General features: G+C 73.5%; 32 protein-coding genes and 1 pseudogene. 18 read left to right on the forward strand and 15 right to left on the reverse strand.

The window, feature by feature from the left end:
• The 4 genes and pseudogenes from ABT095_RS34740 to ABT095_RS34755 form a co-directional block, all read right to left on the reverse strand.
• A pseudogene (locus tag ABT095_RS34740) lies at positions 1-254 on the reverse strand (hypothetical protein); the annotation flags it as partial.
• A gap of 185 nt (positions 255-439) precedes the next feature.
• The gene (locus ABT095_RS34745) at positions 440-1,150 is read right to left on the reverse strand and encodes a hypothetical protein (protein WP_350533574.1); all 711 of its coding nucleotides are present in this window, start codon (positions 1,148-1,150) and stop codon (positions 440-442) included.
• A gap of 29 nt (positions 1,151-1,179) precedes the next feature.
• On the reverse strand, positions 1,180-1,527 hold the full coding sequence (locus ABT095_RS34750) for a hypothetical protein (protein ID WP_350533575.1): 348 nt from the start codon (positions 1,525-1,527) through the stop codon (positions 1,180-1,182).
• Entirely contained in the window at positions 1,527-2,342 is an 816-nt protein-coding gene (locus ABT095_RS34755) for a hypothetical protein (protein ID WP_350533576.1), read from the reverse strand. The genes ABT095_RS34750 and ABT095_RS34755 overlap by 1 nt, the downstream gene beginning before the upstream one ends.
• A gap of 79 nt (positions 2,343-2,421) precedes the next feature.
• Between ABT095_RS34755 and ABT095_RS34760 the strand changes: the two genes are divergently transcribed.
• The 6 genes from ABT095_RS34760 to ABT095_RS34785 all read left to right on the forward strand — a co-directional run bounded on the left by ABT095_RS34760 (position 2,422) and on the right by ABT095_RS34785 (position 8,367).
• Positions 2,422-2,823 carry a pyridoxamine 5'-phosphate oxidase family protein gene (locus tag ABT095_RS34760; protein ID WP_350533577.1) on the forward strand — a complete coding sequence of 134 codons (402 nt, stop codon included), beginning with the start codon at positions 2,422-2,424 and terminating at the stop codon, positions 2,821-2,823.
• Positions 2,824-2,976: 153 nt separating this feature from the next.
• Complete coding sequence (locus ABT095_RS34765; RefSeq protein ID WP_350533578.1) at positions 2,977-3,165, forward strand: hypothetical protein; 189 nt, start codon at positions 2,977-2,979, stop codon at positions 3,163-3,165.
• A gap of 181 nt (positions 3,166-3,346) precedes the next feature.
• Positions 3,347-4,861, forward strand: coding sequence for an APC family permease (locus ABT095_RS34770; protein WP_350533579.1), 1,515 nt, complete (start codon positions 3,347-3,349; stop codon positions 4,859-4,861).
• A 37-nt stretch (positions 4,862-4,898) separates the two neighbouring features.
• Complete coding sequence (locus ABT095_RS34775) at positions 4,899-6,578, forward strand: flavin monoamine oxidase family protein (protein ID WP_350533580.1); 1,680 nt, start codon at positions 4,899-4,901, stop codon at positions 6,576-6,578.
• Between the two features lie 171 nt (positions 6,579-6,749).
• Complete coding sequence (locus ABT095_RS34780; protein ID WP_350533581.1) at positions 6,750-7,796, forward strand: hypothetical protein; 1,047 nt, start codon at positions 6,750-6,752, stop codon at positions 7,794-7,796.
• 49 nt (positions 7,797-7,845) lie between these two features.
• Positions 7,846-8,367: a GNAT family N-acetyltransferase gene (locus tag ABT095_RS34785; RefSeq protein ID WP_350533582.1), complete on the forward strand. Its 522-nt coding sequence runs from the start codon at positions 7,846-7,848 to the stop codon at positions 8,365-8,367.
• Here ABT095_RS34785 and ABT095_RS34790 read toward each other — a convergent pair.
• The 3 genes from ABT095_RS34790 to ABT095_RS34800 are packed head-to-tail and all read right to left on the reverse strand — an operon-like array spanning position 8,297 to position 10,863.
• Positions 8,297-9,259: a DUF1152 domain-containing protein gene (locus ABT095_RS34790; RefSeq protein WP_350533583.1), complete on the reverse strand. Its 963-nt coding sequence runs from the start codon at positions 9,257-9,259 to the stop codon at positions 8,297-8,299. The genes ABT095_RS34785 and ABT095_RS34790 overlap by 71 nt on opposite strands.
• 33 nt (positions 9,260-9,292) lie before the next feature.
• Positions 9,293-10,537 (reverse strand): RNA polymerase sigma factor, encoded by a 1,245-nt coding sequence (locus tag ABT095_RS34795; protein ID WP_350533584.1) that lies wholly within the window; start codon positions 10,535-10,537, stop codon positions 9,293-9,295.
• Complete coding sequence (locus tag ABT095_RS34800; protein WP_350533585.1) at positions 10,534-10,863, reverse strand: YciI family protein; 330 nt, start codon at positions 10,861-10,863, stop codon at positions 10,534-10,536. The genes ABT095_RS34795 and ABT095_RS34800 overlap by 4 nt, the downstream gene beginning before the upstream one ends.
• A gap of 183 nt (positions 10,864-11,046) precedes the next feature.
• On the opposite strand from ABT095_RS34800, the gene ABT095_RS34805 reads away from it, so the two are divergent.
• Positions 11,047-11,193, forward strand: coding sequence for a hypothetical protein (locus ABT095_RS34805; protein WP_350533586.1), 147 nt, complete (start codon positions 11,047-11,049; stop codon positions 11,191-11,193).
• Positions 11,194-11,227: 34 nt separating this feature from the next.
• Here ABT095_RS34805 and ABT095_RS34810 read toward each other — a convergent pair whose 3' ends face one another.
• The gene (locus ABT095_RS34810) at positions 11,228-12,055 is read right to left on the reverse strand and encodes a UbiA family prenyltransferase (protein ID WP_350533587.1); all 828 of its coding nucleotides are present in this window, start codon (positions 12,053-12,055) and stop codon (positions 11,228-11,230) included.
• Positions 12,056-12,093: 38 nt separating this feature from the next.
• Between ABT095_RS34810 and ABT095_RS34815 the strand changes: the two genes are divergently transcribed.
• The 7 genes from ABT095_RS34815 (at position 12,094) to ABT095_RS34845 (ending at position 17,552) form a co-directional block, all read left to right on the forward strand.
• Positions 12,094-13,185 carry a type III polyketide synthase gene (locus ABT095_RS34815; protein ID WP_350533588.1) on the forward strand — a complete coding sequence of 364 codons (1,092 nt, stop codon included), beginning with the start codon at positions 12,094-12,096 and terminating at the stop codon, positions 13,183-13,185.
• A gap of 5 nt (positions 13,186-13,190) precedes the next feature.
• Positions 13,191-13,697 (forward strand): isoprenylcysteine carboxyl methyltransferase family protein, encoded by a 507-nt coding sequence (locus ABT095_RS34820; protein WP_350533589.1) that lies wholly within the window; start codon positions 13,191-13,193, stop codon positions 13,695-13,697.
• Positions 13,694-14,734 carry an NAD(P)/FAD-dependent oxidoreductase gene (locus ABT095_RS34825; protein WP_350533590.1) on the forward strand — a complete coding sequence of 347 codons (1,041 nt, stop codon included), beginning with the start codon at positions 13,694-13,696 and terminating at the stop codon, positions 14,732-14,734. The genes ABT095_RS34820 and ABT095_RS34825 overlap by 4 nt, the downstream gene beginning before the upstream one ends.
• A 163-nt stretch (positions 14,735-14,897) precedes the next feature.
• On the forward strand, positions 14,898-15,281 hold the full coding sequence (locus ABT095_RS34830) for a hypothetical protein (protein WP_350533591.1): 384 nt from the start codon (positions 14,898-14,900) through the stop codon (positions 15,279-15,281).
• Between the two features lie 58 nt (positions 15,282-15,339).
• Positions 15,340-15,885 (forward strand): hypothetical protein, encoded by a 546-nt coding sequence (locus tag ABT095_RS34835; RefSeq protein ID WP_350533592.1) that lies wholly within the window; start codon positions 15,340-15,342, stop codon positions 15,883-15,885.
• Positions 15,886-16,225: 340 nt separating this feature from the next.
• Positions 16,226-16,966, forward strand: a complete 741-nt coding sequence (locus ABT095_RS34840) for a tyrosine-protein phosphatase (RefSeq protein ID WP_350533593.1) — start codon at positions 16,226-16,228, stop codon at positions 16,964-16,966.
• 10 nt (positions 16,967-16,976) lie between these two features.
• Positions 16,977-17,552, forward strand: coding sequence for an AAA family ATPase (locus ABT095_RS34845; RefSeq protein ID WP_350533594.1), 576 nt, complete (start codon positions 16,977-16,979; stop codon positions 17,550-17,552).
• Here the strand turns inward: ABT095_RS34845 and ABT095_RS34850 are convergent.
• Positions 17,500-17,859: a VOC family protein gene (locus ABT095_RS34850; RefSeq protein ID WP_350533595.1), complete on the reverse strand. Its 360-nt coding sequence runs from the start codon at positions 17,857-17,859 to the stop codon at positions 17,500-17,502. The two genes, ABT095_RS34845 and ABT095_RS34850, sit on opposite strands and share 53 nt — an antisense overlap.
• Positions 17,860-17,978: 119 nt before the next feature.
• Here ABT095_RS34850 and ABT095_RS34855 point away from each other — a divergent pair, with 119 nt between their 5' ends.
• Positions 17,979-18,383, forward strand: a complete 405-nt coding sequence (locus tag ABT095_RS34855; RefSeq protein ID WP_350533596.1) for an ASCH domain-containing protein — start codon at positions 17,979-17,981, stop codon at positions 18,381-18,383.
• Here the strand turns inward: ABT095_RS34855 and ABT095_RS34860 are convergent.
• The gene (locus ABT095_RS34860) at positions 18,356-19,027 is read right to left on the reverse strand and encodes a class I SAM-dependent methyltransferase (protein ID WP_350533597.1); all 672 of its coding nucleotides are present in this window, start codon (positions 19,025-19,027) and stop codon (positions 18,356-18,358) included. The genes ABT095_RS34855 and ABT095_RS34860 overlap by 28 nt on opposite strands.
• Positions 19,028-19,073: 46 nt before the next feature.
• Entirely contained in the window at positions 19,074-19,883 is an 810-nt protein-coding gene (locus ABT095_RS34865; RefSeq protein ID WP_350533598.1) for a hypothetical protein, read from the reverse strand.
• 252 nt (positions 19,884-20,135) lie between these two features.
• Between ABT095_RS34865 and ABT095_RS34870 the strand changes: the two genes are divergently transcribed.
• Positions 20,136-20,705 (forward strand): hypothetical protein, encoded by a 570-nt coding sequence (locus tag ABT095_RS34870; RefSeq protein ID WP_350533599.1) that lies wholly within the window; start codon positions 20,136-20,138, stop codon positions 20,703-20,705.
• 121 nt (positions 20,706-20,826) lie between these two features.
• Entirely contained in the window at positions 20,827-21,858 is a 1,032-nt protein-coding gene (gene hemC, locus ABT095_RS34875) for a hydroxymethylbilane synthase (RefSeq protein ID WP_502885122.1), read from the forward strand.
• A gap of 37 nt (positions 21,859-21,895) precedes the next feature.
• Here the strand turns inward: hemC and ABT095_RS34880 are convergent, their stop codons facing one another.
• Together ABT095_RS34880 and ABT095_RS34885 are read right to left on the reverse strand one after the other, a co-directional pair.
• Entirely contained in the window at positions 21,896-22,510 is a 615-nt protein-coding gene (locus ABT095_RS34880) for a LysE family translocator (protein ID WP_350533600.1), read from the reverse strand.
• A gap of 118 nt (positions 22,511-22,628) precedes the next feature.
• A complete protein-coding gene (locus ABT095_RS34885; protein WP_350533601.1) occupies positions 22,629-23,255 on the reverse strand; it encodes a hypothetical protein in 627 nt (208 codons plus the stop codon).
• Positions 23,256-23,476: 221 nt separating this feature from the next.
• Between ABT095_RS34885 and ABT095_RS34890 the strand changes: the two genes are divergently transcribed.
• Positions 23,477-24,175 carry a maleylpyruvate isomerase family mycothiol-dependent enzyme gene (locus ABT095_RS34890; RefSeq protein WP_350533602.1) on the forward strand — a complete coding sequence of 233 codons (699 nt, stop codon included), beginning with the start codon at positions 23,477-23,479 and terminating at the stop codon, positions 24,173-24,175.
• Positions 24,176-24,190: 15 nt separating this feature from the next.
• Here the strand turns inward: ABT095_RS34890 and ABT095_RS34895 are convergent, their stop codons facing one another.
• A complete protein-coding gene (locus tag ABT095_RS34895) occupies positions 24,191-24,556 on the reverse strand; it encodes a hypothetical protein (RefSeq protein ID WP_350533603.1) in 366 nt (121 codons plus the stop codon).
• Between the two features lie 32 nt (positions 24,557-24,588).
• Positions 24,589-25,659, reverse strand: a complete 1,071-nt coding sequence (locus tag ABT095_RS34900; RefSeq protein ID WP_350533604.1) for a hypothetical protein — start codon at positions 25,657-25,659, stop codon at positions 24,589-24,591.
• Positions 25,660-25,678 lie beyond the last annotated feature (19 nt).

Consider the following 25,678-nt stretch of genomic DNA (forward strand, 5'->3'; position numbering starts at 1 on the left):
GGAACCGGCCACACGACGTCCACACCGGCGCCGCGGACCCGCTCGTCCCCAACTTTCCCGAACCCGAAAACCTGCCAACTACTTGACGCGGGACACCCGTAGCGGCTGTGCACCCGCATCGACAACGTCCCGCACTCCGGACAGACGGCCGCCGTCCCGTCCTTCGTGCTCGCCGCGATCCGCAGCACGCCGCTCTTCACCACCACGCGTTCCACCAGCACCGTTACCAGGTGCGGGAACACCAACTCCAGCAAGGTCTCACACGACCGAAGGATGAGGCCCAGGATGACGGAGCGTCACCGGCGCACGGCAGCACGATCCACTTCACGGAATCCGTGCCTGAACCGTTGATTGAGAGCCACTCGGACACCGAGAATGAGGCCCACGTAGCTCGGTCTGTGGAGCCAGCGGATAGGCCAATCGACCGCCATGCCCGACCTCAGTTTGGCGCCAGCGGCATCGCCGGGTAGTTGTCGAAGAGATAGGCGTACACCTGCGCCAGATACACCGTCAGTGCCTGCTCGTCGGGAAAGAGAACGTACGTCAGCTCGTACCACTGACGCACCGTCATGGGACGGTGCTCCGCCATGTGCAGCAGGCCGGCTCGGACCGTCTCCCGGTAGTCCGGCCAGGCTGCGTCGAACGTCGCCCTGAGCATTCCCAGGTCGTCCACGGCCTCGACGCCGAGCATGCCCGCGCAGAAGTTGACGAACCGCCGGTCCACTCCGGGCACCTCAAGCCCCAGCTCCGCGAGCGACACCGAGGTCGGATCCACCGCACCACCCGGGTACGGATAGAGCGTGGTGTTCCACAGCTCATCCTCCCGGGCCGGACCGGCGTCACCGACACCCTCGGCTGGGCGGTACACGCCATACACGAGTGCCCCGGTGTAGAAGTCCCCATAGACGTAGTTGATCTCCCCGCCCGGCCCGTACGGGTTCACCTGGTCGATCCCGATGGCGGTGGCCTGCGCGGCACGGGTCACCATGTCCGGACCGTAGACTTCCTCGAACCGGAGAATCGGCGACAGGTCGTGGTTCTTGAGCGCCGCCGCCCGGAGGGCATCGTCGCCCCGGACCAACGCCTCCTCGGAATCGAATCGGCTGGCCCAGGGGCCAGTACGTGGGGGCAATTCATCGCGCGTGGGCATAGAGGTTCCTCTTCGGGTCGGGCAGGCTGTCAGTGCCAGTACTTCTCCGGGGGGATCTCCTCCGGATCCGGCGGCACGGGAGGATCCGCCCGATCACCGTAGAAGTAGTCGTAAAGCTTCTGCAGGTAGCCGTAGAGGCGATCGTCCTCCCAGAAGCTGACCTCGGTCAGCCGAGCCCACTGGGTCGAGGTGGCCGGACGCTCACGCAGGAGGTACTCAAGTGCTTCCCTGACGTGCCGCGCAGAAGGCTTCTTCCCCCTCGCCCACTCCCGGTGCAGATGAACATCGTCGATGTACTCGAGGCCGAGCATCGTGCGGAAGAACGTCTCGACCTCACGGTCGTCGGAGAAGTGCGGAATGCTCTGGGGAAACTCCATCACTTGTTCCTCTCCTTGACCGGCTCCGGGTACATGGTGACCAACCTGACGTCACCTGTGCGCTCGTCACGACGGTAAACGGCGATGAGGTCCGCACCCTGGAAGTCGACCGGCTTGTAGTTGATATTGCCATGAGTCACCGGACGTTCCGGATCGATGTAGAAGCCCCGGAACCTCTCGCTGTGGTCGCCCGGCCCCCATGCCTTTCCAGGCGGGAACCGTACCGGCCTCAGGGGATCCTCACTCAGGTCGAGTTGCTGCCTGGCGTACCGCTCGGCATGCATGAACGCCTCGTCCTCGCCCGGTTTGAAGGCTGTGGAGAAGGCGCCGCACTTGTGTCGCCTGGTCGGATCCTCGGCATCCATGTACCGATCCGGCTCCGGGAGCTGCTTCCCATGGGGCCCGTGTGCAGGGTCGATCTTCCGCTCGGTCTGCACGTACCCGTGTTCCATACGGTGGTATTCGAGCTGGTTGTCCACCATGCGCGGCGGCGTGGGGACACCCAGCCGGTCCTTCAGCATCTGGTCGGTCGGATCCAGGTGGCGCTGCGGGCCGTGGCCCTCCTGGCGCAGCCCGTCGATGCGGGTGGAGACGGCATCGCGGTATTCGTCCTCCAGGTCCTCTTTCTTCAGGACGTTCTGCCCCGGCTTGAGGTGAATTCCGTCCTCCGCCGCCCTGTGGTCCGTGTGGAGGCCCCGGCGGATGTTCTCCTCCGCTTCGTTCAGGTTCTTCCTGGTGACCTCCAGCCCATGGCCGATCGAGCGATGGCCCTTGGCCATCGCCTTCCCCATGTCGTGGACCATCGCCTCGATCACCGGGCGGACGGACTTCTCCCCGTTCGGACGGGGGCCGGGAGCTGACGGGCCGGGTGGTACGGGCGCGTAGCATGCGCTCATGGCTCATGATCTCGCCGCGCTCGACGCGAGCTACCTCGCCTTCTGGCGCGAGTACCACCTGTGCACCCTGACCACGCTGCGCCCGGACGGCTCGCCGCACGTGGTGCCGGTCGGGGCCACCTACGACCCCGAGACCCGGACGGCGCGGGTGATCAGCCACGGCGCGAGCCGGAAGGTGCGCAACGTGCTGGCCGCCGGGGAGGCCGGGATGCGGGTGGCGCTGTGCCAGGTGGACCGGGCGCGCTGGTCGACGCTGGAGGGGGTCGCGGTGGTGCGCGCCGACGCGGAGTCGGTGGCCGAGGGCGTGCGGCGCTACGCCGAGCGGTACCGGGAGCCCCGGGTGAACCCCGAACGGGTGGTCATCGAGATCGCGGTGGACCGGGCGCTCGGGCGGGCCTGAGCGCCGGAGCGGGCGGGCGCCCGGGCGGGCGTGACCCGGGCGGTGGACGGGCGACCGGGCGGGCGTTTATCGAGCGTTGACCCGCTCCCGTGAGGATGTGGCCCCGTAGACCCCGCCCGTCCCGCGCGCCACGTCCGAAAGCAGATGCCCAGCATGTCGCAGCCGTACGCACCTCAGCCGCTCGACCACGCCGACACCCAGCGCTTCCAGCGGCTGCTCGACCGGCTGGCGGCCTCGCTGGAGGCCGACCGGCGGGCCGTGGAGTACGCGGCTGCCGAGGCGGAGGCGGTGGTCGCGGCGGCGGCCGTCTCGGTGGTCGCGGCGGGCCAACTCCCCGCATAGGCAGGCAGTTCGGTCACGACCGGCACCCGGGCGGGTGACAGGCCGTCAATCCTTTAACAGCCCGCGCTACACCATGCGCCTGCCCCTGGCGGCGTGACGCACCCCACACTGGGCCAACTCCGCGTCGGCAGCGACCGACCCGGAGCCTCACCAAGCAGCCCAGTGCTCAGGGAGCTCACCCATGCCCGTCCAGCCGCCCTCCCTCGCGGACACCCCCGCCACCGCCGCGCCGCCCGGCGTCCAACGCCTGAAGGCCAACTCGGTCGGTCTGGCCGGGGTGGTGTTCATGGCACTGGCCACCGCCGCCCCGATCACCGCGATGACGGGCAACCTCCCGGTCATCGTCGGCGGCGGCAACGGCGTGCACGCCCCCGCCGGCTTCCTCTTCGTCACCGTGGTGCTCACCGTCTTCACCGTCGGGTACGTCTCGATGGCGCGCCACATCACCACCGCCGGGGCGTTCTACGGCTTCGTCTCGCACGGCCTGGGCCGGATCGCGGGGATGGCCTCGGGGCTGCTCGCGGTGCTCGCCTACGTGGTCTTCGAGGCGTCCATCGTCGGCATCTTCGCCTACTTCGCCCAGCAGGCCTTCGCCTCCCAGTTCGGCCTGCACTGGCCCTGGCAGGTCTTCGCGCTGGCGATGCTGGCCGTCACCGCCGTGCTCTCCTACTTCGACCTCGAGGTCGCCTCCAAGGTGCTGGCGGTCTTCCTGGTCGGCGAGGTGGTGATGCTCCTGCTGCTCGGCGGCGCGGTGCTGGCCCACGGCGGCGGCCCGGGCGGCCTGCACTTCGGCACGCTCAACCCGACCGGCGCCTTCGCGGGCGTCAACGCCGGGGTCGGGCTGTTCTTCTGCTTCTGGTCCTGGATCGGCTTCGAGTCGACGGCCATGTACGGCGAGGAGTCGCGCGACCCGAAGCGGATCATCCCGCGCGCCACCCTGGCGGCCGTGCTGATCCTCGGCGTGCTCTACACCTTCGTCAGCTGGATGGTGCTGGCCGCCGACGGGCCGGAGGCGGCCGTCACGGCGGCCGGCGGCAGCAACCCGCTCGACCTCTTCCTCGCCCCCGCGCAGACCTACCTGGGCCACTGGGCCGTCACCGCCTTCCAGTGGCTGATGTGCACCAGCGCCTTCGCCTGCGGGATGGCCTTCCACCAGTGCGCGGCGCGCTACCTCTACGCGATCGGCCGCGAGGGCTTCCTGCACCCGGCGCTCGGCCGCACCCACGCCAAGCACGGCTCGCCGTACATCGCGTCCTTCACCCAGACGGCCATCGCGCTGGCGATCGTCGGCGGCTTCTGGGCGGCCGGGCAGGACCCGTACATCAGCCTCTACACCCTCACCGCGATCCTCGGCACGCTGGCGCTGCTGGTGGTGCAGACGCTCTGCTCCTTCGCGGTGATCGCCTACTTCCGCCGCCACCACCCCGAATCCCGGCACTGGTTCCGGACGTTCACCGCGCCGCTGCTCGGCGGGCTCGGCATGCTCGCCGCGATAGCGCTGCTCGTGGTCAACCTGGACACGGCCGCGGGCGCAGCCTCGAAGATCTTCTTCTTCAAGCTGATCCCGTGGATCGTCGGCGCCGTCTTCGCCCTGGGCGTCGCCCTGGCGCTCTACATGCGGGCCAGGCACCCGCAGAAGTACGAGGTCATGGGCCGTCTCGTGGTCGAGGACGCCCAGGAGCGCACCACCGTCTGACCCCCGTTCCACCGCATCAGAGAGGACCTACCCCCACATGGCTCGCTCTCCACTCGCCCGGCACCTGCGCCGGGAGTTCACCGACCTGGCCACCGCCGAGCGGCTCCAACTGCCCGTCGAGGAGTACCGGGGGCTGCGCGAGGAGGCCCGCACCGACCCGGCCGGCCCCTCCCGCCGGGCGCTGCTCGCCCGGGCCGCCGCCCTCGGGCTCGGCGCCACCGTGCTGGCCCGGGCCCCGCGCGCCCAGGCCGTCACCGAGACCCCGCACACCGGGCAGCAGCCCCGGGTGGCGATCATCGGCGCCGGCATCTCCGGCCTGAACGCGGCCCTGACCCTGGCGGACAAGGGCATCAGCTCCACCGTCTACGAGGCGAACCCCACCCGCCTCGGCGGCCGGATGTACTCCGGCGGCGGACCGACCAGCCCCGGGCTCTGGTCGGAAGGCCAAGTCTCGGAGTACGGCGGCGAGTTGATCGACACCGGGCATCACGTGATCCGCCAGCTCTGCCAGCGGTTCGGCCTGCAGACGGTGGACGTGCTCGCCGCGACCCAGGCCGGCGCCGACCAGATCCTGCGCTTCCAGGGCGACTACTACCCGCGCGCCCAGGCCGACGACGACTTCAAGGCGATCTGGCAGGCGCTCAAGACCGACGCCCAGAACGGCGGCTCGCCCACCTGGGACAACCACACCGCGGCCGCCGTGACGCTCGACCGGATGTCGATCCGGGACTGGATCAACTCGCGGGTCCCAGGCGGGTACGCGGGCAGGCTCGGTGCGTTCCTCGACGTCGCCTACGCGGTGGAGTACGGCGCCGACACCACGGTGCAGTCCTCCTTCGCCCTGATCGAGATGCTGTCCGCGCAGTCCAACCCGGGCAGCTTCGAGATCTGGGGCGCCTCCGACGAGCGGTTCCACATCGTGGGCGGGAACGACCAACTCCCGTACGCCATCGCGGCCGCGCTCCCGGCGGGCACGGTGCGCAAGGGGTACACGCTGACCGCGGTGACCCGCAACGCCGACGGCACCCAGACGCTCGCCTTCGACCTGGACGGTGGCGGCAGCACGACCGTCACCGCGGACCACACCATCCTGGCGGTGGCGCTGCCGATCCTGCAGAAGCACATCGACCTGAGCCGGGCCGGGCTGGACGCCCGGATGCAGGGCGTGCTGAAGAACATGGTGATGGGCTACTGCACCAAGCTCAACATGCAGTTCACCAGCCGGACTTGGCAGGGCACCGGCCCCTGGCCCGGCAGCTCCAACGGCGAGTGCTTCGCCGACCTGCCGTTCCAGCAGGCCTGGGACGTCACCCGGGGCCAGGCCGGCAGCGGCGGCATCCTGGTCCAGTACGGCGGGGGCACCCTGGCCGGCGGGCTGCAGCCGCCGCGCGCCTTCACCGACGCCTCGACCCCGTACACCCGCACGCTGGCGCAGAGCTACCAGGCCCAGATCGACCAGCTCTGGCCCGGCACCAGTGCCGTCTGGAACGGCCGGGCCACGCTCTCGGCCTGGCACCTCAACCCCTACTCCTACGGCGCCTACTCCTACTGGCCGGTGGGGTACCTGACCACCTACGCGGGCTACGAGGGCACCGCGCAGGGCAACCTGCACTTCGCGGGCGAACACACCTCCTACGACTTCCAGGGCTACATGAACGGCGGCGCGGCCGAGGGTGCCCGGGCGGCCGGGGAGGTGCTCACCGCGATCGGTCTGTGACGGTGGGGCGGCGCGGGTCAAGCCAGGCAGGTGGCGGGCCCGCGCCAGCGCCGTCCGGGTGGTGCTCCACTGGCGTAAACCGGTCAACACCCCCGCCTTCAGCCGGGTTTACGCCCCGGCTCGCGTACGCTACGTGCGCTCCGGTGCGGAGCCCAGAGCGGAAGGTGGGGCATGACTACCGACGGGGGATGGCAGCTACCGGGAGCGGGGTGGGGGCCCACGGTCCACCACCCGGCGCGGCCGGGGGTGATACCGCTGCGCCCGCTGGGCGTGGCGGACTTGCTGGGGGCGGTGTTCGACACCGTCAGACGGTGCACCAAGGCGGTCTACCTGCCGGTGCTCGCGGCGGCCGGGGTGGCGATCGGCCTGCTCGGCGTGGCGGTCGGAGCGGTGGCCTTCAGTCTGGAGGACACCTTCGGGGACTTGGACGACGAGCCGCTGAGCCGGCTGGCGGACGGGCGGCCGGCGGACCTCACCACCACCGTGGTGATCGCCGCCCTGGTCGTGCTCTGCTGCCTCGCCGGGCTCTACGCCGTCGGGTACACCACGGCCACCACGGTGGTCCGGCACGCCGTGGTCGGCCGCCAGGTGACGGCGGGCCAGATCTGGCGGGAGGCGAAGCCGTTCGTCGGCCGGGTGCTGGCGGCCCAACTGCTCGCCGGGCTCGGCAGCCTGGCGGTGGTGGCGGCCTCGGCCGTGCCGGGCGGGCTGCTCGGCCTGACCGGGCGGGGCTGGTCCGGCGCCGGGTTCGCCCTGGTGCTGCCCGGGTTCGCGCTCGCGCTCTACGCACAGGTGCGGCTGGTCCTGCTCGTCCCGGTGCTGGTCCTCGAGAACGTCTCTCCGGCGGTGGCCATCAGGAGGGCCTGGGGGCTCAACAAGGGCGCCTGGTGGCGCAGCCTGGGTATCCCGTACGTGGTCGCGGTGGTCGGCTCGACGGCCGCGCAGCTGCTGCTGCTCCCGTGCCTGGTCCTCGGCCTGGCGCTGCTCGCGGCGAGCTCGGCCGCGGCCGGCCAGATCAGCCTGCTCGGCGCCGTCCTGTTCGCCGCCGCCACCGGCCTCGGCCTGGTGCTCGGCCTGGCCGTCACGCTGCCGCTCGCCCCGGTCGCCCACAGCCTGCTGTACGTGGACCGCCGGATCCGCCGCGAGGACTTCGGCACCCTGCTCAACGCCGAGGCGGGCGTCCCGCGGTGGGGCCGCCCGGCACCCGCCTTGAGGTAGGCGCACCCGCCTTGAGGTAGGCCTCCCACCGGCCGCTAGCATCGTGATCATGGCGGATTGGGAACTGCGGCCGGCCACGCCGGCGGACGTCGAGGTGCTGGCCGAGCTGCGGGCCGTGGCCCTGCGGACGGACCTGGAGCGGCTCGGGGTGTACGACGAGCACCGGGTCCGCCAGCGCCTGCGCGACAAGTTCGAGGCCGAGCACACCTGGATCATCGAGGTGGCCGGCGCGTTCGCGGGCTGCGTGGCGCTGCGCCCGGCCGAGGACGCCCACTGGCTGGAGCACTTCTACCTGACGGACGAGCACCAGGGCCGCGGCATCGGCGGCGCCGTGCTGGAGCACCTGACGGCGAGCGCCGAGGTGGTCCGTCTGCAGGTGCTCCAGGGCAGCGCGGCCCGGCGCCTGTACGAGCGGTACGGCTTCACGGTGGAGTCCGAGGACTGGGCGGACGTCTTCATGGTGCGCCGCGCGGCCTGGCCCCGCCCGGCCCGAGGGCGGGTCAGTGCGGGAAGGCCCGGGCCGGGCGCAGGTGGGGGAGTCCGTCGCGGAAGTCCTCGATCACGGTGCTGATCTGGCGGGTCTGCCGGGTGCGTTCGAGGCGGTCGAGGTAGAGGTTGCGGGCGGCCAGGGCCTCGACGGTCACGGCGAAGTAGAGCGTCATCAGCGGGTTGACGAAGAGTTCGCTCGCGCCGGTCCGCTCGGTGAAGCGGACGTCGCCGAACCGGCCCTGGAGGGCGGCGGCGACCGAGCCGTGGACGATGCTGGGGTGCTCGGGGAAGGCCGCCCGGGCGTGGGCGACGGCGTCCAGGTAGAGGGCCCCTTCGCGGGACTCGCGCGGGAGCGAGAAGGCGCCCAGGTACCCGTCGGCCCGGTCGAGCGCGGCGAGATTCTCGAGCACCAGGCTGTGGTTGACGCCGTGGTAGGCGTCGATGCCGAAGCCCAGGCAGGCCACCAGCCGCTCGGGCACCTCGGAGAGCCCCGCGACGGCGCCGAGGCTGGCCATGTCCTCCTCGGGGGTGCCGAGCCCGGCCTCGTCCCCGCGCAGCAGGATGTCCGTGCCGCCGTCCACCAGCAGGATCGCGTCGATCCCGAGGTGACCGGTGAGCTCCCGGTAGGCCCTGCGCAGCGGCTGCACCCCGACGGAGGCGAAGGCCCAGACGGTGTCGGGCATCCGGTGCAGGCGCAGCCAGCGGGCCAGCGTGCGCTCGGGGAAGTACGGCTCGGCGGAGCCGGTGTCCGGGGTGATCCGGGCCAGGTCGGGCGCCAGCCAGACCTCGGAGTCGAGGCCGTAGAGGTGGCTGAAGGAGAGGTTGGCCAGGTGCACCTCCTTGCCGGCGGCCCGCAGGGCGAGCGCGATCGGCAGCCCCGCGTAGACGTCGAAGCCGCCTCCGGCGCCGGCGATCAGGATGCGGTCGGCCTGCTTCAGGCGGGTGAGCAGCGGTGGTTCGAAGAGTGTGGGCATCGCGGCGAAGGTAACCGGCCGGAGTGCGCGGTGTCACCCGGATTGGTGGGGCAGCTGGTCACGGCGGTGGGTGAGGTAGGCGGTCTCGGCGGCGTTTCCGGCGAGCCCGACCGCACGGTCGTACGCGGCGCGGGCCTCGGCGTGGCGGTCCAGGCGGCGCAGCAGTTCGGCGCGGGTCGCGTGGTAGGGGCGGTAGTCGGTCAATGCGGGGGCGAGCGGGCGGAGGGCGGCCAGGGCGACGGCGGGGCCGTCGAGTTCGGCCAGGGCGACGGCGCGGTTGAGGGCGACCACGGGGGAGGGGTCGAGCCGGGCCAGCTGGTCGTAGAGGGCGAGCACCTGTGACCAGTCGGTGTCGGCCACCGTGCGGGCGGAGGTGTGCACGGCGTTGACGGCGGCGAGCAGCTGGTAGCGGCCCGGCGCCTGGCCGGCGGCCAGGCGTTCGCGGACCAGCCGGTGGCCCTCGGCGATCAGCGCGGTGTCCCAGTCGCTCCGGTCCTGTTCGCCGAGCGGGACCAGCTCGCCGTCGGGGGTCAGGCGGGCGGTGCGGCGGGCCTCGGTGAGCAGCATCAGTGCCAGCAGCCCGGCGGCTTCGCCGTCCTGCGGCAGCAGGTCGCGGACCAGCCGGGTGAGGCGGATCGCCTCGGCGGTCAGGCCGGGCCGGACGGGGTCGGTGCCCGGGCCGGTGGCCAGGTAGCCCTCGTTGAAGACGAGGTAAAGGACGGCGAGCACGCCCGACAGGCGCGCGGGGAGGTCGGTTGCGGCGGGCACCCGGTAGGGGATGCGGGCGGCCTTGATCTTGCTCTTGGCGCGGGTGATCCGCTGACCCATCGCCGTCTCGCCCACCAGGAAGGCCCGGGCGATCTCCGGCACGGTCAGGCCACCGACCATCCGCAGGGTCAGCGCGACGCGCGCGGGCAGCGCCAGGGCCGGGTGGCAGCAGGTGAAGAGCAGCCGGAGCCGGTCGTCCTCCACCGCGCCGGGCGGCTCGCCCGGTCCGGGCGGGGCGTCGTACGACAACTGGGCCTCCTGCTCCTTGGCGTCGCGCCGGTGCTCGCGGCGGAGCCGGTCGAGTGCCTTGCGGGTGGCGGTGGTGGTCAGCCACCCGCCGGGGTTCGGCGGCACGCCGTCGGCGGGCCAGCGCTCGACGGCGGTGGCGAAGGCCTCGGCCGCCGCCTCCTCGGCGAGGTCGAGGTCGCCGAACCGTCTGGTGAGCGTGGCGACCACCCGGGCCCACTCCTCGTGGTGGGCCCGGGTGAGTGCCGTCCGCGCGTCGGTCACGGCGCGAGGATCGGCCGGACCTCGACCTTGCGGTTGCAGGCCCGTGACCCCTCGCCGGCCAGGGCCAGCGCCACGTCGAGGTCGGGCGCCTCGACGATCCAGAAGCCGATCATGAACTCCTTGGACTCCACGAACGGCCCGTCGGTGAGCACGGCCTCCCCGCCGCGGCCGTCGACCACGGTGGCGGAGCTCGGCGCGGCGAGCCCGGCGGCGAACACCCAGTGCTGCCCGGCCTGGAGCCGGTCGTTGAAGACGTCGATCGCCGCCGCCTCCTCGGGGGTGGCCATGGTGTCGTCGTCGTTGATCACTGCGAACAGGTACTGCATCGCGATCCATCTCCTGCGGTCCGGGGCCCGCCGCCGTCCGGCGGCCTCTCACCTCTGCTACGAACGCTGCCGCGCCAATCCGACACCACCGGCCGGAAATTCTTCCGGCGGCTTGGCCGAACGGCAGCTGGGGTACGCCATGCTTCGAGCAGAATCAGCTGACATGAATATCGGGGAGGGCTCATGCGCAGGCTCGGTGGCCTGGTCGCCGTGCTGGTCTGGATCGCCGTACTGGCGGTCTGCCTCGGCCTGCCGCTGTTCATGACCGCCTGGTGGCTCTGGGCCGTGGCCCACGGCCTGACGCCCCGGCCGCTGGGACCCGGCGGCTAGGGTCCGTCCGGCCTGGGGTCTGCCCGGCCGGCGGTCAGAGCGCGGTGCCGCGCAGGAGCAGCAGTGCCACGTCGAGCAGGGCGAGTGCGAGGACGGCGGCGAACGGGCGGCGGCCGCGCAGTGGCAGCAGCAGTGCCACCGGCAGGAGGAGGGCGTACCAGGGGTGGGGGCCCGGCGGGGCGAACAGCAGGACGGCCGAGGCGGCGAGCAGCGCGGCGACGGCGAGCAGCCGGGCCGCGCGGGGGCCCAGCCGCTGGGGCAGGCCCCGGACACCGGCGGCGAGGTCGTCGGGGATGTCCGGCAGCACGTTGGCCGCGTGCGCACCGAGGCCGAGCAGTGCGCCCGCCGCCATCGCCCACCAGGGCGGCCGGTGGCCGGCCGCGAAGACGGGCAGCAGCCCGAAGGCCAGCACGTACGGCAGCCAGGACCACCCGGTGCGCTTGACCCCCAGGTCGTACGCCCAGGCCGCCGCCACCGCGAGCAGGTGCGCGCCGCCCGCCACCGGCCCGGAGGCCGCGAGCGAGAGCGGCACGGCGGAAGCCAGCGCCGCGCCCGCCGCCGCCGAGACCGTCCCCGGCCGCACCGCGCCCGCCGCCAGCGGTTTGTCGCGCCGCCCGGCGGCCTGGTCCCGCCGCAGGTCGACCCGGTCGTTGCACCAGCCGACCGAGAGCTGCCCGGCGAGCACGGCCGCCCCGACCAGTGCGGCGTCCGCGAGGGAGCGCCCGGCAGCGGCCGCGAGTGCGACGGCGATCACCGTCACGGTGGCGGTCGGGGCGGGGTGGCAGGCGCCGAGAAGTGCCACCGCAGCGGGCCGAGGCAGCCGCTGCTGCTCGCCGGGGGCGAAATGCCGGGTATCCGCCATAACCTGATGATCGCTCACCCTGCACCTATTCTGACCGAATGACGCGAATTGCCGCTGTCCACGGCGTGCTGCCGCCGTACCGGTACGAGCAGCGCGAGATCACCGAGGCGCTCGCCGCGCTCTGCCTCGACGCCCCCGACGCCCTCGGCGCGGCTCCCGGTGACCGCGCACTGCTCGAGCGGCTGCACGCCGCCTCCGGCGTCGAGGCCCGGCACCTGGTGCTGCCGCTCGGCGAGTACGGGGCGGTCCGGGGTTTCGGGCAGGCCAACGACCTGTTCGTGGTGCACGGTCTGGCGCTGGCCGAGCAGGCGCTGACCGGGGCGCTGGCGGCCGCCGGGGTGGCGCCGCACGAGGTCGACCTGGTGATCTCCACCTCCGTGACCGGCATCGCCGCCCCCTCGCTGGAGGCCCGGCTGGCCGCCCGGGTCGGTCTGCGGCCGGACGTGCGGCGGGTGCCGATGTTCGGGCTGGGCTGCGCCGCCGGGGCGGCCGGCCTGGCGCTGCTGCACGAGCACCTGAGCGGCCACCCGGAGCAGACGGCCGTGCTGCTCTCCGTCGAACTCTGCTCGCTCACCCTCCAGCGCGCCGACACCAGCCCGGCGGGCCTGGTCGCCGGAGCGCTGTTCGGCGACGGCGCGGCCGCCGTGGTCGCGGTGGGGGACGGGCGGGCGCCGACCCCGGGGGAGGGGCGGCCGGGCCCGCGCGTGGTCGCCGGGCGGAGCAGGCTCCACCCCGGCACCGAGCGGGCGCTCGGCTGGGAGATCGGCGACAGCGGCTTCAAGATCGTGCTCGGCGCCGAACTGCCCGGCCTGGTCGAGCTGCACGTGGCGGAGGAGATCCAGTCCTTCCTCGCCGAGCACGACCTCAAGCCGGGCGAGGTGACCGGCTGGGTCTGCCACCCCGGCGGCCCGAAGGTGCTCGACGCACTGGAGCAGAGCCTCGGGCTCGGCGCCGACTGCCTCGCCCCATCGAGGCGTTCGCTGGCCCAGGTGGGCAACCTCTCCTCCGCGTCGGTGCTGCACATCCTCCGCGACACCCTCGCGGCGGGCCCGCCACCCGCCGGTACGCCCGGTCTGGTGGTCGCCCTCGGGCCGGGGTTCAGCTCCGAACTCGTCCTGGTCCGGTGGTAGTTGCCATGACCGCCTACCTCCTGCTGATCGCGCTGACCGCCCTCGAGCGGCTGGCCGAGCTTCGGCTCGCCCGCCGCAATGCCGCCTGGAGCCGCGCCCGGGGCGGCGTCGAGCACGGGCCGGGCCACTACCCGGTGATGGTCCTGCTGCACACCGGCCTGCTGCTCGGTTGCGTCCTCGAACCGCTGGTCGCCGCGCGGCCGTTCGTGCCGGCGCTCGGCTGGCCGATGCTGGCCCTCGCCCTCGCGGCCCAGGGGCTGCGCTGGTGGTGCATCGCCACTCTCGGGCCGCGCTGGAACACCCGGGTGATCGTGGTGCCGGGCCTGCCACTGGTCCGTACCGGCCCGTACCGGTGGCTCGCCCACCCCAACTACCTGGCGGTACTGGCCGAGGGGCTGGCCCTGCCGCTGGTCCACACCGCCTGGCTCACCGCCACCGCGTTCACCCTGCTCAACCTGGCGCTGCTCGCGGTGCGGCTGCGCTGCGAGAACACCGCGCTGGCCGCCACGTGAGCGAGCTCCTCGACCTGCTGGTGGTCGGCGGCGGCCCGGCCGGGCTGGCCACCGCGATCCGCGCCGCCGGGGCCGGGCTCAGCGTGGCCGTGGCCGAACCGCGCCCGCTGCCCGTCGACAAGGCCTGCGGCGAGGGCCTGATGCCGGGCGCGGTCCAGGCCCTGGCCGGCCTCGGCATCACCCCGGTCGGCCAACCCCTGCGCGGCATCCGGTACGTGGACCCACGGCACGAGGCCGAGGCGCGCTTCACCGGCGCGCCCGGGCTCGGCGTGCGCCGCACCGAGCTGCACCGCGCACTCGCCGACCGGGCGAGCCGACTCGGCATCCCTGTCACGCCCTTGAAAGTCACCGAGGTGCACCAGGACGCGCGGTCGGTGACCGCCGCCACGACCACCGGCGAGCTGCTCCGGGCCCGCCACCTGGCCGCCGCCGACGGCCTGCACTCGCCGATTCGCCGCCAACTCGGCCTGGCCGCCGAGGCCTTGGGCGTCCCTCGGTACGGGCTACGACGGCACTATCCGGTCGCGCCCTGGACGGACTGCGTCGAGGTGCACTGGTCACCGCACGCGGAGGCGTACGTCACGCCCGTCGCACCGGACCGGATCGGCGTGGCCCTGCTCACCGACCGCCGGGCCCCGTACCAGGACCAGCTCGCCGCCTTCCCCGCCCTGCGCGAGCGCCTCACCGCACCGGCGAGCTCGGCCGTCCGCGGCGCCGGGCCGCTGCGGCAGCGGGTGCGGGCCCGGGTGGCGGGCCGGGTGCTGCTGGTCGGCGACGCCGCCGGCTACGTGGACGCGCTGACCGGCGAGGGGGTCTCGCTCGCCCTGAGCGGGGCCGAGGCGCTGGTGGCGGCCGTCCGGGCCGGGCGGCCGGCGAGCTACGAGCGGGCCTGGCGCCGCGTCACCCGGCGCCACCGGCTGCTCACCGCGGCCCTGCTGGGCCTGCGCGGCCACCCCCTCACGGCGCCGCACCTGGTGGCCTCGGCCGCCCGGCTGCCAGGGGTGTTCGGCGGGATCGTCAACCACTGCCTGGTGTGAGAGCGGGCCGCCGCAGCCGCCCCGCCGAGCAGCGCCCGGCCCACCGGTCACTCGGGTGGCCGACCCCGCTCTCAACTCGGCAACGATGCGGCGCGGCGGGCTTTGGCGCGGCCCGGCGCCGGGGACCATCCGGGCGAGTCGACACGTCTACGGGGGGACGGCGATGAGTGTGCATCAGCATGGGCCGGACGCGCGGGGGAGCGGGGCCGAGAAGACCGACCTGGTGGGTCTGGGGGCTTTCGCGGTCATGGTGGCATCGGTGGACGGCTGGCTGTGCAGCCTGGTCTGGCGCGGCTACCGGTCGGCGGAGCAGGCCTCCGGCTGGGACGCGGAGTACCCGCACGAGCAGTTGCGGGGCGCAACTGTCGCCACGCTGGTGCTCGGCGGGATGGTCCTGGCCGGCGCCGTGCTCGGCGCCTGGGCGGCCGGGCGGCGCAGCACCCGGCAGCGCCGGTGGCGGTACGCGGCGGCGGGCGCCCTGGCGATCCACGCCCTGCTGCCGGTGCTGCTCGCCGCCGACCTGCCACGGTTCGCGGTCACGGGGTGAGCGAAGCCGGTCCGTTCGAACGGGAACCTTTCACCCCGGTGCCGCAGTCCGGACAGGTATGCACCGCACCACCACCCACGGCCTCGCCTCCGAGGCGCTGACCCCGCTCGACGGGCTGCTCGGCCTCGTGATCCTCGGGCTGCCCGTGGCCGCGCCGTTCGCGCTGCTCGTCGGCACGGCCGCGCTGGCGGCCCGGGCCCTGCGGGCCGCCGGGCGGCCGCGGGCGCTGCTCACCCCGGGCACGCTGCTGCTCGCTGCCGGGACCAGCCTGGCCGGGGCGGCCACCGCGGTGGTGGCCGGCTGGTTCAGCTCGGGCTTCCTGGTGCTCCGGCCGGACAAGTTCTGCCAGGCGTCGGCCACCGGCGGCAGCCGGCTGGTCACCCACCCCGTCTTCCCGGTGAGCGGACGCTGCGTGAGCCCGGACTTCCCGACCGGTACGGAGCTGGTGCCGGGCTGGGTGAACCCGGCGGTGCTCGCCGGGCTGCTGCTGGCGGTGGCGGCCGTCGGCGGTGCCCTCGGCCGCCGGCGGACCCGCCGCCGGGACGCGCGGCCGACCAGCGAGGATTCGCCGGAGCGTCACCGAATCGTCGAACGCATTTCCTGACGATGCGTCAGCCTCTGGCTCGGTGGCACTTCTGCCACGCTGCGCCGGGACGTCCAGAGCACCATCAGCGCGACCGACCCGAGCGCCGCCGAGCTGGCGGTCGACTACCCGGGCACCGCGATCGCCGGCTGCTACCTGGAGCCCGGCCGCCGCACCGCCGACACCTTCATCACCTACCAGGGCACCTACGCCGGCCCGCCGAACCCGTGGAACGTCAGCCCGGTGCGGAAGTTCAGCTCGCAGATCGACTGCGCCGCCTCGCTCGGCTGACCGGCCGTCACGGGGAGCAATCCGGACCCCTGCGGGCCGTGGCGCGGCCGCGGCCCGTAGGGTCTGGTCCATGATCCGTCACCTCGAGTTCCAGCGGCTGCGCAACTTCCGTGACCTCGGCGGGTACCCCGCCGCCGACGGCCGCACCGTCCGGTGGGGCCGCCTCTACCGCTCCGACTCGCTCGGCAAGCTGAACGGCGCGGCGGAGGCCGACCGGGCCGCGTTCCTGGAGCTCGGCATCCGCACCGTCATCGACCTGCGGTACCCGTGGGAGATCGAGGGCCGCGGCCGGGTGCCGGAGAGCTACGGCGTCGAGTACCACAACCTCAGCATCGAGCACCGCCCGTACGACCAGGAGGCGCTGGGCGCGGAGTTCGAGGTGGTGCCGTTCCTGGCCGAGAAGTTCGCCGAGGTCGCCGCGGACGGCGTCGAGGAGCTCCGGCAGGTGCTGCGGCTGGTCGCCGAGGCCGACAACGCCCCGCTGGTCTTCCACTGCGCGGCGGGCAAGGACCGCACCGGCATCGTCGCGGCGCTGCTGCTCACCCTGCTCGGGGTCGGCGAGGAGGACATCGTCGCCGACTTCGCCCTCACCGGCCTCGCCACCGAGAACCTGATCGCCGACTGGCGCGCCAACAACCCCGGCAAGTCCCCCCGCTGGCCCGGCTTCGCCCAGGCGCCCGCCGACCTGATGCGCAGCTTCCTCGCCGACCTGACCGCCCGCCACGGCTCGGTCGCCGGCTACGCCACCGAACAGCTCGAGGCCGACGCCGACCTGGTCGCCGCCCTGCGGGCCCACCTGCTGACCCCCTGACGGCCGGCCGATGGAGCGATACATCCTCACCGGCACCCCCGGCGCCGGGAAGACCACCCTGCTGCGCGAGCTCGCCCGGCGCGGGTACCCGGTGGTGGCGGAGGCCGCGACGGACCTGATCGCCGCCGCCCAGGCCCGGGGCGTGCCGGAGCCATGGGCCGAGCCGTCCTTCCTGGCGGAGGTCGTCGGCCTGCAGCGGGAGCGACAGCTGGGCGCGGGCACGGCCGCGGTGCAGCTCTTCGACCGCTCGCCGGTCTGCACCCACGCGCTCGCGGCCTACCTGGGCCGCCCGGCCCCGCCGGAGCTGACGGCCGAGCTCGACCGGATCGCGAGCGAGGCGGTGTACGAGCGGCAGGTGCTGTTCGTCCGCACCCTCGGCTTCGTCGAACGGACGCCCGTGCGACAGATCGACCACCAGGAGGCGCTCGTCTTCGAGCGGCTGCACGAGGAGAGCTACCGCCGCCACGGATTCGAGCTGGTGGAGATCCCGCCCGCGCCGCTCGCCGAGCGGGTCGCCCTGGCCGAGGCCGAGCTCAGTCGGCTGCGGGCTGCCAGAGCTCGATCCGGTGGCCCTCCGGGTCGGTGACCCAGCCGAAGCGGCCCACCCCGGCCATGTCCTGGGTCTCCTCGGCGACCTCGGCGCCCGCCGCGCGCAGTTGCGCCAGCATCGCGTCGAGGTCCCGGACCCGGAAGTTGAGCATGGTCTGCTGGGTAGGGGCGCCGAAGTAGTCCGTCCCGGCCTCGAAGGCGGCGAAGACCGTGGGCCCGGTCTGCTGCTGCCAGAGGCCGTGTCCGTCCGCGTCCAGCCCCAGGCAGTCCCGGTACCACGCACTCAGGGCCGCGGGGTCGGCCGCCCGCAGGAAGTAACCGCCGATGCCAAGCACTCGTTCCATACCGCCATCCTGCCAGGGCGGCGCTCCGCCGGATCGGCACCGCACCGTTCTACGCTCGGGAGCGGACGGTGCGTCAGCCGACGGGAGGCGAGAACGGCATGTGGCCGAGGGTGAACGGCATGCGGACGCTGGAGCTCGGTACGCCGGGCGGGATACGGGCCGAACTGAACGGGTTGGCGCTGGCTGGGCGGAAGACCGCCACCACCGGCCTGTTCGAGGACTACGCCAAGGAGGCCGAGGGGTTGGAGTACCCCGGTGAACGGCTGGCGCTGTTGGACGACGCGGGCCGGGAGGCCGGCGTCGTCGAGATCACCGGCGTGACGGTGCTGCCCTTCGCCGAGGTGCCCTGGGAGCACGCCGAGGCGGAGGGCGAGGGCGACACCTCGCTCGCGCAGTGGCGGGCCAACCACCGGGGCTACTGGCAGCAGCTGGGCAGCACGGTGGCGGACGCCACCCCGGTGGTCTGCCTGACCTTCCGTCTGGTCGGCGACGGCTCTCAGCCGAGCTCCGCCACCAGCGCGTAGCGCTCGTCGTCCACCGCACGCCCCCACAGCTCGGGCTCGCCGCTCAGCGGCTCGATCCGCAGCACGGGGGCGAGCGGACGGATGGCCGCCGCCAGCTCGTCCGCGCCGACGCCCCCGTGCCAGGGGAGAGCGCCCTCCTTCGAGACGTACCCGGCGGCCGACGCCGAACCGGGGTCGCTCTGGCGCCAACGCCCCTCGACCAGCACCAGGCGGCCGCCCGGCCGCAGCAGCCCGGCCCAGTGGCGCAGCGCCCGCTCGGGCTCGGGAAGCGTCCAGAGCAGGTGGCGGGCCAGCACCACGTCGAAGCGCCGCCCGCCCACGGGCGGGGCCGCGGCGTCACCGATCAGGAAGCCGGCCGCCAGCCCGGCGGTGGCGAACTTGGCACGGGCGTGGGCCACCATCCGTGGCGAGAGGTCGACCCCGACCACCCGGTGGCCGGCCGCCGCGGCGAGCAGGGACAGCGACCCGGTACCGCACCCGAGGTCGAGCACATCCAGCCCACCGGGGGCATCCGGCAGCCACCCCGCCAGCCGACGGGCCCAGGCAGTGCGGGTGCCGGCCGCCGCCAGGCCGTGGTCGGGCTCCTGGTCGAAGGACTCGGCGGCGGCGTCCCAGTACGCGGTGATCTCCTCAGCGGTGCTCATCCCGACATGCTGTCAGCCGCCACTGACAGCCTGAGAGTCCGTGGCCTTACTGCAGGATGTTGACCGCCCGCGCGACCACCAGCAGTACGGTCAGCAGCGAGATCGCGGACTGCAGCATCATGAGCAGCTTCGCCCAGCCGGAGAGCGGCATGGTGTCCGTCGGGCTGAAGGCGGTGGCGTTCGTGTAGGCGACGTACAGGTAGTCCAGGAATCCCGGCTCCCAGTCCGCCGGCCCGACGCCGTCCGTCTGCATCTGCGGGAACAGCAGGTCCGGATAGTCCCGCTCCCCGGCCGCGCGCGCGGCCGGCCCGCCCCGGTCCCACTCCCAGTACCAGAGCGCGAAGGCGATCACGTTGGTGGCCCAGACGGCCCCGGCCGTCCCGAGCAGGCCGAGCGCGTTGACCGCCCCGCCGCCGTGCAGCAGCTCCCGCACCAGCTTCACCGCGGACCACCCGTTGGCCAGGCTGATCACGGCGACAAGGCTCAGGCTGAGCGTGCGCAGCAGCCGCGAGCTGCGATCGAGGCGCCGGTGCGGGTTGAAGGCGAAGAGCGCGCCGAGCAGCAGCAGGTCCAGCGCGGGCAGCAGCCAGTGCGGGTGCGCGGTCAGCCGGGCCGGCAGGGACAGCTGCAGGACGACCGCCGTCAGGATCGCGGCCATCGCGGCCCAGCGCTGCTCGCCCTCGGTCTGCTGCCGCCAGGCCGGTTCGGCGGCCGGGGCTTCGGGGTCCGGCTTCCGGACGGTGGGGTCGAGCAGCCGCTCCATCCGGTCGAGGCGGTGCCAGAGCTGCTCGGCCAGTTCGTGGGAGCCGACGGGAGGCCGGGCGGGGGTCGGGTCGGCGGGTGGCTGCTCGTTCATGGCCGCCATTGTGGCGGAGGCGAGGCCGGCGGGGGCCGGCGGCGGCCCGCCCGGGCGGCGGTACGGGCGGCGGTACGGGCGGGCCTGGCGTGGGCCTGGCGTGGCGTCACCTGCGGCGCTCGGTGCGCCGATTGTGTCTACGCGCGTCACGAGATGTTCACCGCACGGTACTTCTGGCCGATTCCCGGCCGGTGCTGTCATGGACGCAACCGCCCGGCCACCCCTCGCCGGGCCGACTCCCTGGAGAGCCAGATGAGAGCCGTGCACCAGCGCCTCGCCGTGTCCACCACCGCGCTCGTCCTCGCCACCGGCGGTCTCGTCACCGGTACGGCCCACGCCGTGAGCGCCGCCCACCCCGCCACGGCGAAGCCGGCCGTGAGCACCCTGGCGGCCAGCTGCTCGCAGGACTACCTGCCGCTGCCCGACCCGAACTGCACGCCCGGTGCCCTGAACCCGAGCGTCAGCCAGAGCACCATCTACTCGACCATCTGCGTCTCGGGCTGGACGACCACCATCCGCCCGTCCACCAGCTACACCAACAACCTGAAGGCCCAGGGGATCGTGGCCTACGGGTACGCCGACACCAACATGTCGGACTACGAGGAGGACCACTTCATCCCGCTGGAGCTCGGCGGCGCGCCGAAGGACCCGGCGAACCTCTGGCCCGAGCCGCGCTACATCGGCAGCCAGACCTCGTACACCAAGGACGGCGTCGAGACCAAGCTCAAGAACGCCGTCTGCGCCGGCAAGGTGCAGCTCGCCGACGCCCAGGACGCGATAGCCACCGACTGGACCACCGCGCTCGCCACCCTCGGCCTCTGAGCGCCGGGCCGGAGCCGTCCGACTAGCTGCGGGCCGGAGCCGTCCGACCATGCTCCGGTTAACTTGCAAACAATTCGCGGCGGTTGGAGATACCGGCAGCTGACGGTCTATCGTTTCCGCCATGCCGTCCACCGAGCCGAGTGCTCTCCGTGACCCCAGTGGTGCCAGCCCCGAGCCGACCCCGAAGGAGGCCGGCGCCGTCGGGCCCGGCCCGGCCGCTCTGCCGACCGAGCTGATCAGGATCGTCTCGCGGTCCTCCCCGATGGCGCTGGCCCAGGTCGAGCGGGTCCGGGCCGAACTCGCGGCCCGGTACCCGGGGATCAGGACCGAGGTGGTGCCCGTCACCACCTCGGGCGACCGCTGGATGGGCGATCTCGCCAAGCTCGGCGGCAAGGGAGCCTTCACCAAGGAGGTCGACGCCGCTCTGCTCGCCGGCGAGGCCGACCTCGCCGTGCACTGCGTCAAGGACGTGCCCGCCGACCGGCCGCTGCCGGCCGGGACGGTCTTCGCCGCCTTCCTCAAGCGCGACGACGTCCGCGACGCACTGGTCCACCCGGGCGGCCTCACCCTGGACACCCTGCCGCCCGGCAGCCGGATCGGCACCTCCTCCGTCCGGCGGATCGCCCAACTCGCCATCTCCCACCCGCAGCTGGTCTGCGTGCCGATGCGCGGCAACGCCAACCGGCGGCTGGAGAAGCTCGCGGCGGGCGAGGCCGACGCTCTGCTGCTCGCGGTCTCCGGCCTGGAGCGGATCGGCGAGACGGCCCGGATCTCGGAGACCCTCTCGATCGAGACCATGTGCCCGCCGATCGGTGCCGGGGTGCTCGCCCTGCAGTGCCGCGAGGAGGACACCACCACCATCGCCGCCGTCACCGCCCTCGGCGACACCGACGCCTGGCGGGAGACCACCGCCGAGCGGATGCTGCTGCACGTCCTGCAGGGCCACTGCAACTCACCGATCGCCGGCTACGCCCGCGCCGAACGCGACGGCCGCCTGTCCCTGCGCGCCCGCGTCTTCACCCCGGACGGCAAGACCGTCCTCGACGCCCACGAGTGGGCCGGCCCCCTCGACCCGGCCACCCTCGGCACCTCGGTCGCCGTGGCCCTGCTCCGCCAGGGAGCCCGCGAACTGATCGACACCATCCCGCACTGACGAGCCGCGAGGCCCGGCAGACGCTCCTCAGCCCTCCTCAGCCCTCCACAGCCATCCGGAGGCCGAGCAGGAGCAGGACTGTGCCGGAGACCTGCTCCAGCCTCTTGCGCACCGCCGCCCGGGAGATGACCGCCTTCAGCCGCCCGACGAACCACACGTACAGCCCGTAGTACCCGACCTCGAAGAGGGCCCAGAGCGCCGCCAGCCCGACCATCGCCGGCAGCTGCGGCGCGCCCGCCGGTACGAACTGCGGCAGGAAGGACATCGCGAACACGGCCGCCTTCGGGTTGGCGAGGTTGATCAGCAGCCCGGCCCGGTAGGAGGCCCGGCCGGTGCGCTCCGGCCGGACGTCCTCCTGCTCAGGGTGCCCGCGCCGGGCGTCGAGCAGGGTGCGCACGCCGAACCAGACCAGCGTCACCGCACCGACGATCCGCATCCCGTCGTACGCGAGCCGGGAGGCGGCCAGCAGCGCGGTGAGCCCGAACGCGGCCACCAGACCCCAGACGAAGACCCCGGTCTCGTTGCCGAGGACGGTGAGGAAACCCGCGCGCCGGCTCTGCAGCGACTGTCGGATGATCAGCATGGTGCTGGGGCCGGGAGAGGCCGCGATCAAGGTACAGGCGCCCAGGAAGGCCACGAGAGTACTCAGCATGCGCCCCATGGTCGGAGCGCGGCCCCGTGCTGTCCAGGGGTTTTCCCGGGGGCGGCGTCCGGACGGCCTGCCGAGCACGGGTGCCCAAGAGCACGGCGGGTCCGTTCGAGGGCCTCGGTCAGAAGCCGGGGCTGCCGATGCGGTTCCGGCTCGACGGCTTCGACCTGGTCCGGTGCGTGGTCTCCAGCTCCAGCGGTACTCCGGCCCCTCTGAGGAGCGCCCCCAGCTCTACGACGAGCGCCTCGGGTTCGCCGTCGACCGAGCCGCAGGTTCCCTCCGTGCCGTAGTCCATGACGAGGGACACGGCGAAACTGGAGGAGGGCGGCCGCAGATCGCCGTCGTACGGATCCATGATCAACTGGTCGATCCGCACACACTTCAGCCGGGACACCGGCAGCCACTCCCCGGGCCGGCCGGCCCGCACCAGTCTCAGCTGCTGCGGAATTCCGGCGGGGGCGAACTCGACCCGCCGGACGTCGCGGAAGGTGCCCTTCCGACGCACCACCAGGTTGACGAGCATCAGCAGCCCGCCGATCGACCCACCCATCAGGAACTCCAGCCAGGTGTGGCCCCCCCAGCTGCTCAGGGCGAGCCCGACCAGTACACCTGTCAGCGCCGCGCCCAGCAGGTGGTCCAGCGCGGTGTACAGGTAGATCCAGGCGGCCTGGAGACGCGAGCCGCCACCACCCCGGATGACCAGGTCCGTCGACCCGGCATGGCGCACCAGCGCGCGGTCAGCGTGCACGGCCACCGCCGGCGGTCGGGCGCGGGAAGCGTGCCTCGGTCGGCCGCCCGGCACCCCGTCGAGTTGATAAGGCGTCAGAAACCATGCTTCCAGCATAAATGCGATGGCAAGAGGTATTCACCTCAGCTTATCTCTGTGGAGGTGCCACAGTGGAGTGGGGCCGGGGAGCCGGTACGAGCTGAGGCTGTCAGGGGCCCACGTGAGCGCTCTAGGCTGATCGCGTGATCATCAGGCTGGCGGCGAACGTGGTGCGGTCGGGGGAGCGGATGGCTCTGACGCTGGAGGGGTTGACGGAGGAGCAGGTACGGGAGCCGTCCGGGCTGGCGGGTTGCAGCAGGGGGTGGGTGGCCTCGCACGTGGTGCGAAGCGTGGAGGCGTACCAGTGGCTGTTGGGGCTGGCGGCTACCGGTACGGAGCCGGGTCCGCGGCTCAGCGGTGCGGAGATCGGGCAGGCGGTCGAGGCGGGGGCCGGGCGGAGCGGCGCGGTGCTGGCCGACGAGCTGCGGGGGCGGTTGGGGGAGCTGGCCGGGCTGGCCGGGGAGTTGTCGCAGGAGCGGTGGGAGTACCTGGTGACGGCGCTCGCGGGCTGGCGGCATCCGGCCTGGTACACGCTGTACCGGTGCTGGCGGGAGTTCGAGACGCACCATGCGGACCTGGCGGCGGGCTACGGCCCGGCGGACTGGCCGGAGGCGTACGTGCGCTGGGCACTGGAGGACACCCTCGCCGCGCTGACGGCCCGAGAAGTCCAGCTCGGCGTGGTCGAGGCGACCGACCTCGGGCTGCGCTGGGAGACCGGGGCCGGCCCGGGGCTGGCGGCACCGGGCTGGTCGCTGCTCGCCCGGCTGGCGGGGAGGAGCGCGGAGGGTCCGGCCATCGAGCTGCCCGCCTGGCCCCTGCCGCCCGCCCCCGGCTGGGGCTGAGCGGGCGGCCGGTGCTCAGCCGGCGACCAGCTGGAGGGCCGACCTGGGCCCGGCCATCGTGAAGCGGACGGGCCCGCCCACCTCCTCCGGCTGCCAGCCGGCCGCCAGTGCGGCGCGGAGGAGGCCGGCGGTGAGAGCGGGAGCGACGGGTTCGAGGTCGAACAGGTCGAGGGCTTCCGGGCCCCGGGCGTCCACGGCGGTCACGATCTCGCCGAAGTGGAGCCAGAAGTCGTCGACCCGCACGGTGACGACGAGCTGCCGCCCCCGGCCCGGCCTGTCCAGCCAGGCACGGACAGCCACGTGCCGGGGGTCGAGGCGACGGACCGTCCAGCGGTACTCACGTCCGTCGACCGAGATCCTGCGGGTCCGTCGCGATGCCATCCGCCGATGATACGGACCGGCTCCGACGCCGCTCAGCTGCGGAAGCCGACGTGGACGTGGTCGTGGTGGGTGTCGTCGGAGAAGAACTGGTTGGCCGTGGCGCCGCCGGAGAGCTGGCGGGGGCCGCCGACGTTGTAGGAGCCGGCGGCGGCCGCCGCCCGCATGAAGGCGTCGACCAGCTCGGTCGGGGTGGCCGGGTCGACCACGGCGTGGCCGTCGATCTGCCAGACGTCGAAGGCGCGGCCCAGGGGGTGGTCGCTGGGGCGGGTGGTGCCGAAGACGTCGACGGGGTGGCCGGACCGGACCACGCTGACGGCGAAGGAGTACGTCCGCGCGAGGGTGAGCATCGCCGTCAGGACGCTGTCGTGCACCGCACCCGAGGCGAGGTCGGCATGGGCGGCCGGCGGCAGCTGGATCCGGCTGCTGGTGAGGACCTGGCGGGCGGCGGAACTCAACTCCGCTGCGGGCGCGCCGGGCTGGGCCGGGTGCAGCTCGGTGACGGTCCAGCGCGGCCGGGCCTGGCTCAGCCGGACGTCCACCGTGGTGCCGCCCGCCGTGAGGGTGGCGCCGCTCGACTCCGACTGCTCGCAGACCACCAGCACGCTCGCCGAGTCGGCGAGCAGCCCGCCGTACTGGGCGTCCACCACCCGCAGACTGACGGCCTCCGCCGAGGGCCGCAGCGATCCGGCCTGGGCGACCAGCGACGGGTCGAGCCCGAGTGCCGAGACCCGGCTCCGGGCGGCATCGGCCCCGCCCGCCCCGGCGGGCCAGCTGCCGAGGGCCTCGACGAGCTGGACGGCCCGCAGCTTGACGTCCGGCTGGAGCTCGCCCGCCCCCGGTGCCCACGGCGGGACGGACGGAAGAGCCGCAGTGGACGGCGCCGCCGGACCGGTCGAGGAAGGCGGCAGGGATGAGGAAGGCGGCGCGGAGGAGGAAGGCGGCGGGGAGGAGGTGCCGGGCGCGGTGCTCGGTGACGGACCGGGCCCGGCAGGCCCGGCGGGCCCGGAGCAGGCGGCGGCGGTCAGGGAGACCGCGCCGCCCGCCGCCGCGCCCGCCAGGAACCCGCGCCGTGTCAGCGCCTGCTCGACCACAGGGCCCAGCATCGGCCACCGACCCGGCGCG

It is taken from the genome of Kitasatospora sp. NPDC002227 (assembly GCF_040296285.1).
Taxonomy (GTDB): domain Bacteria; phylum Actinomycetota; class Actinomycetes; order Streptomycetales; family Streptomycetaceae; genus Kitasatospora.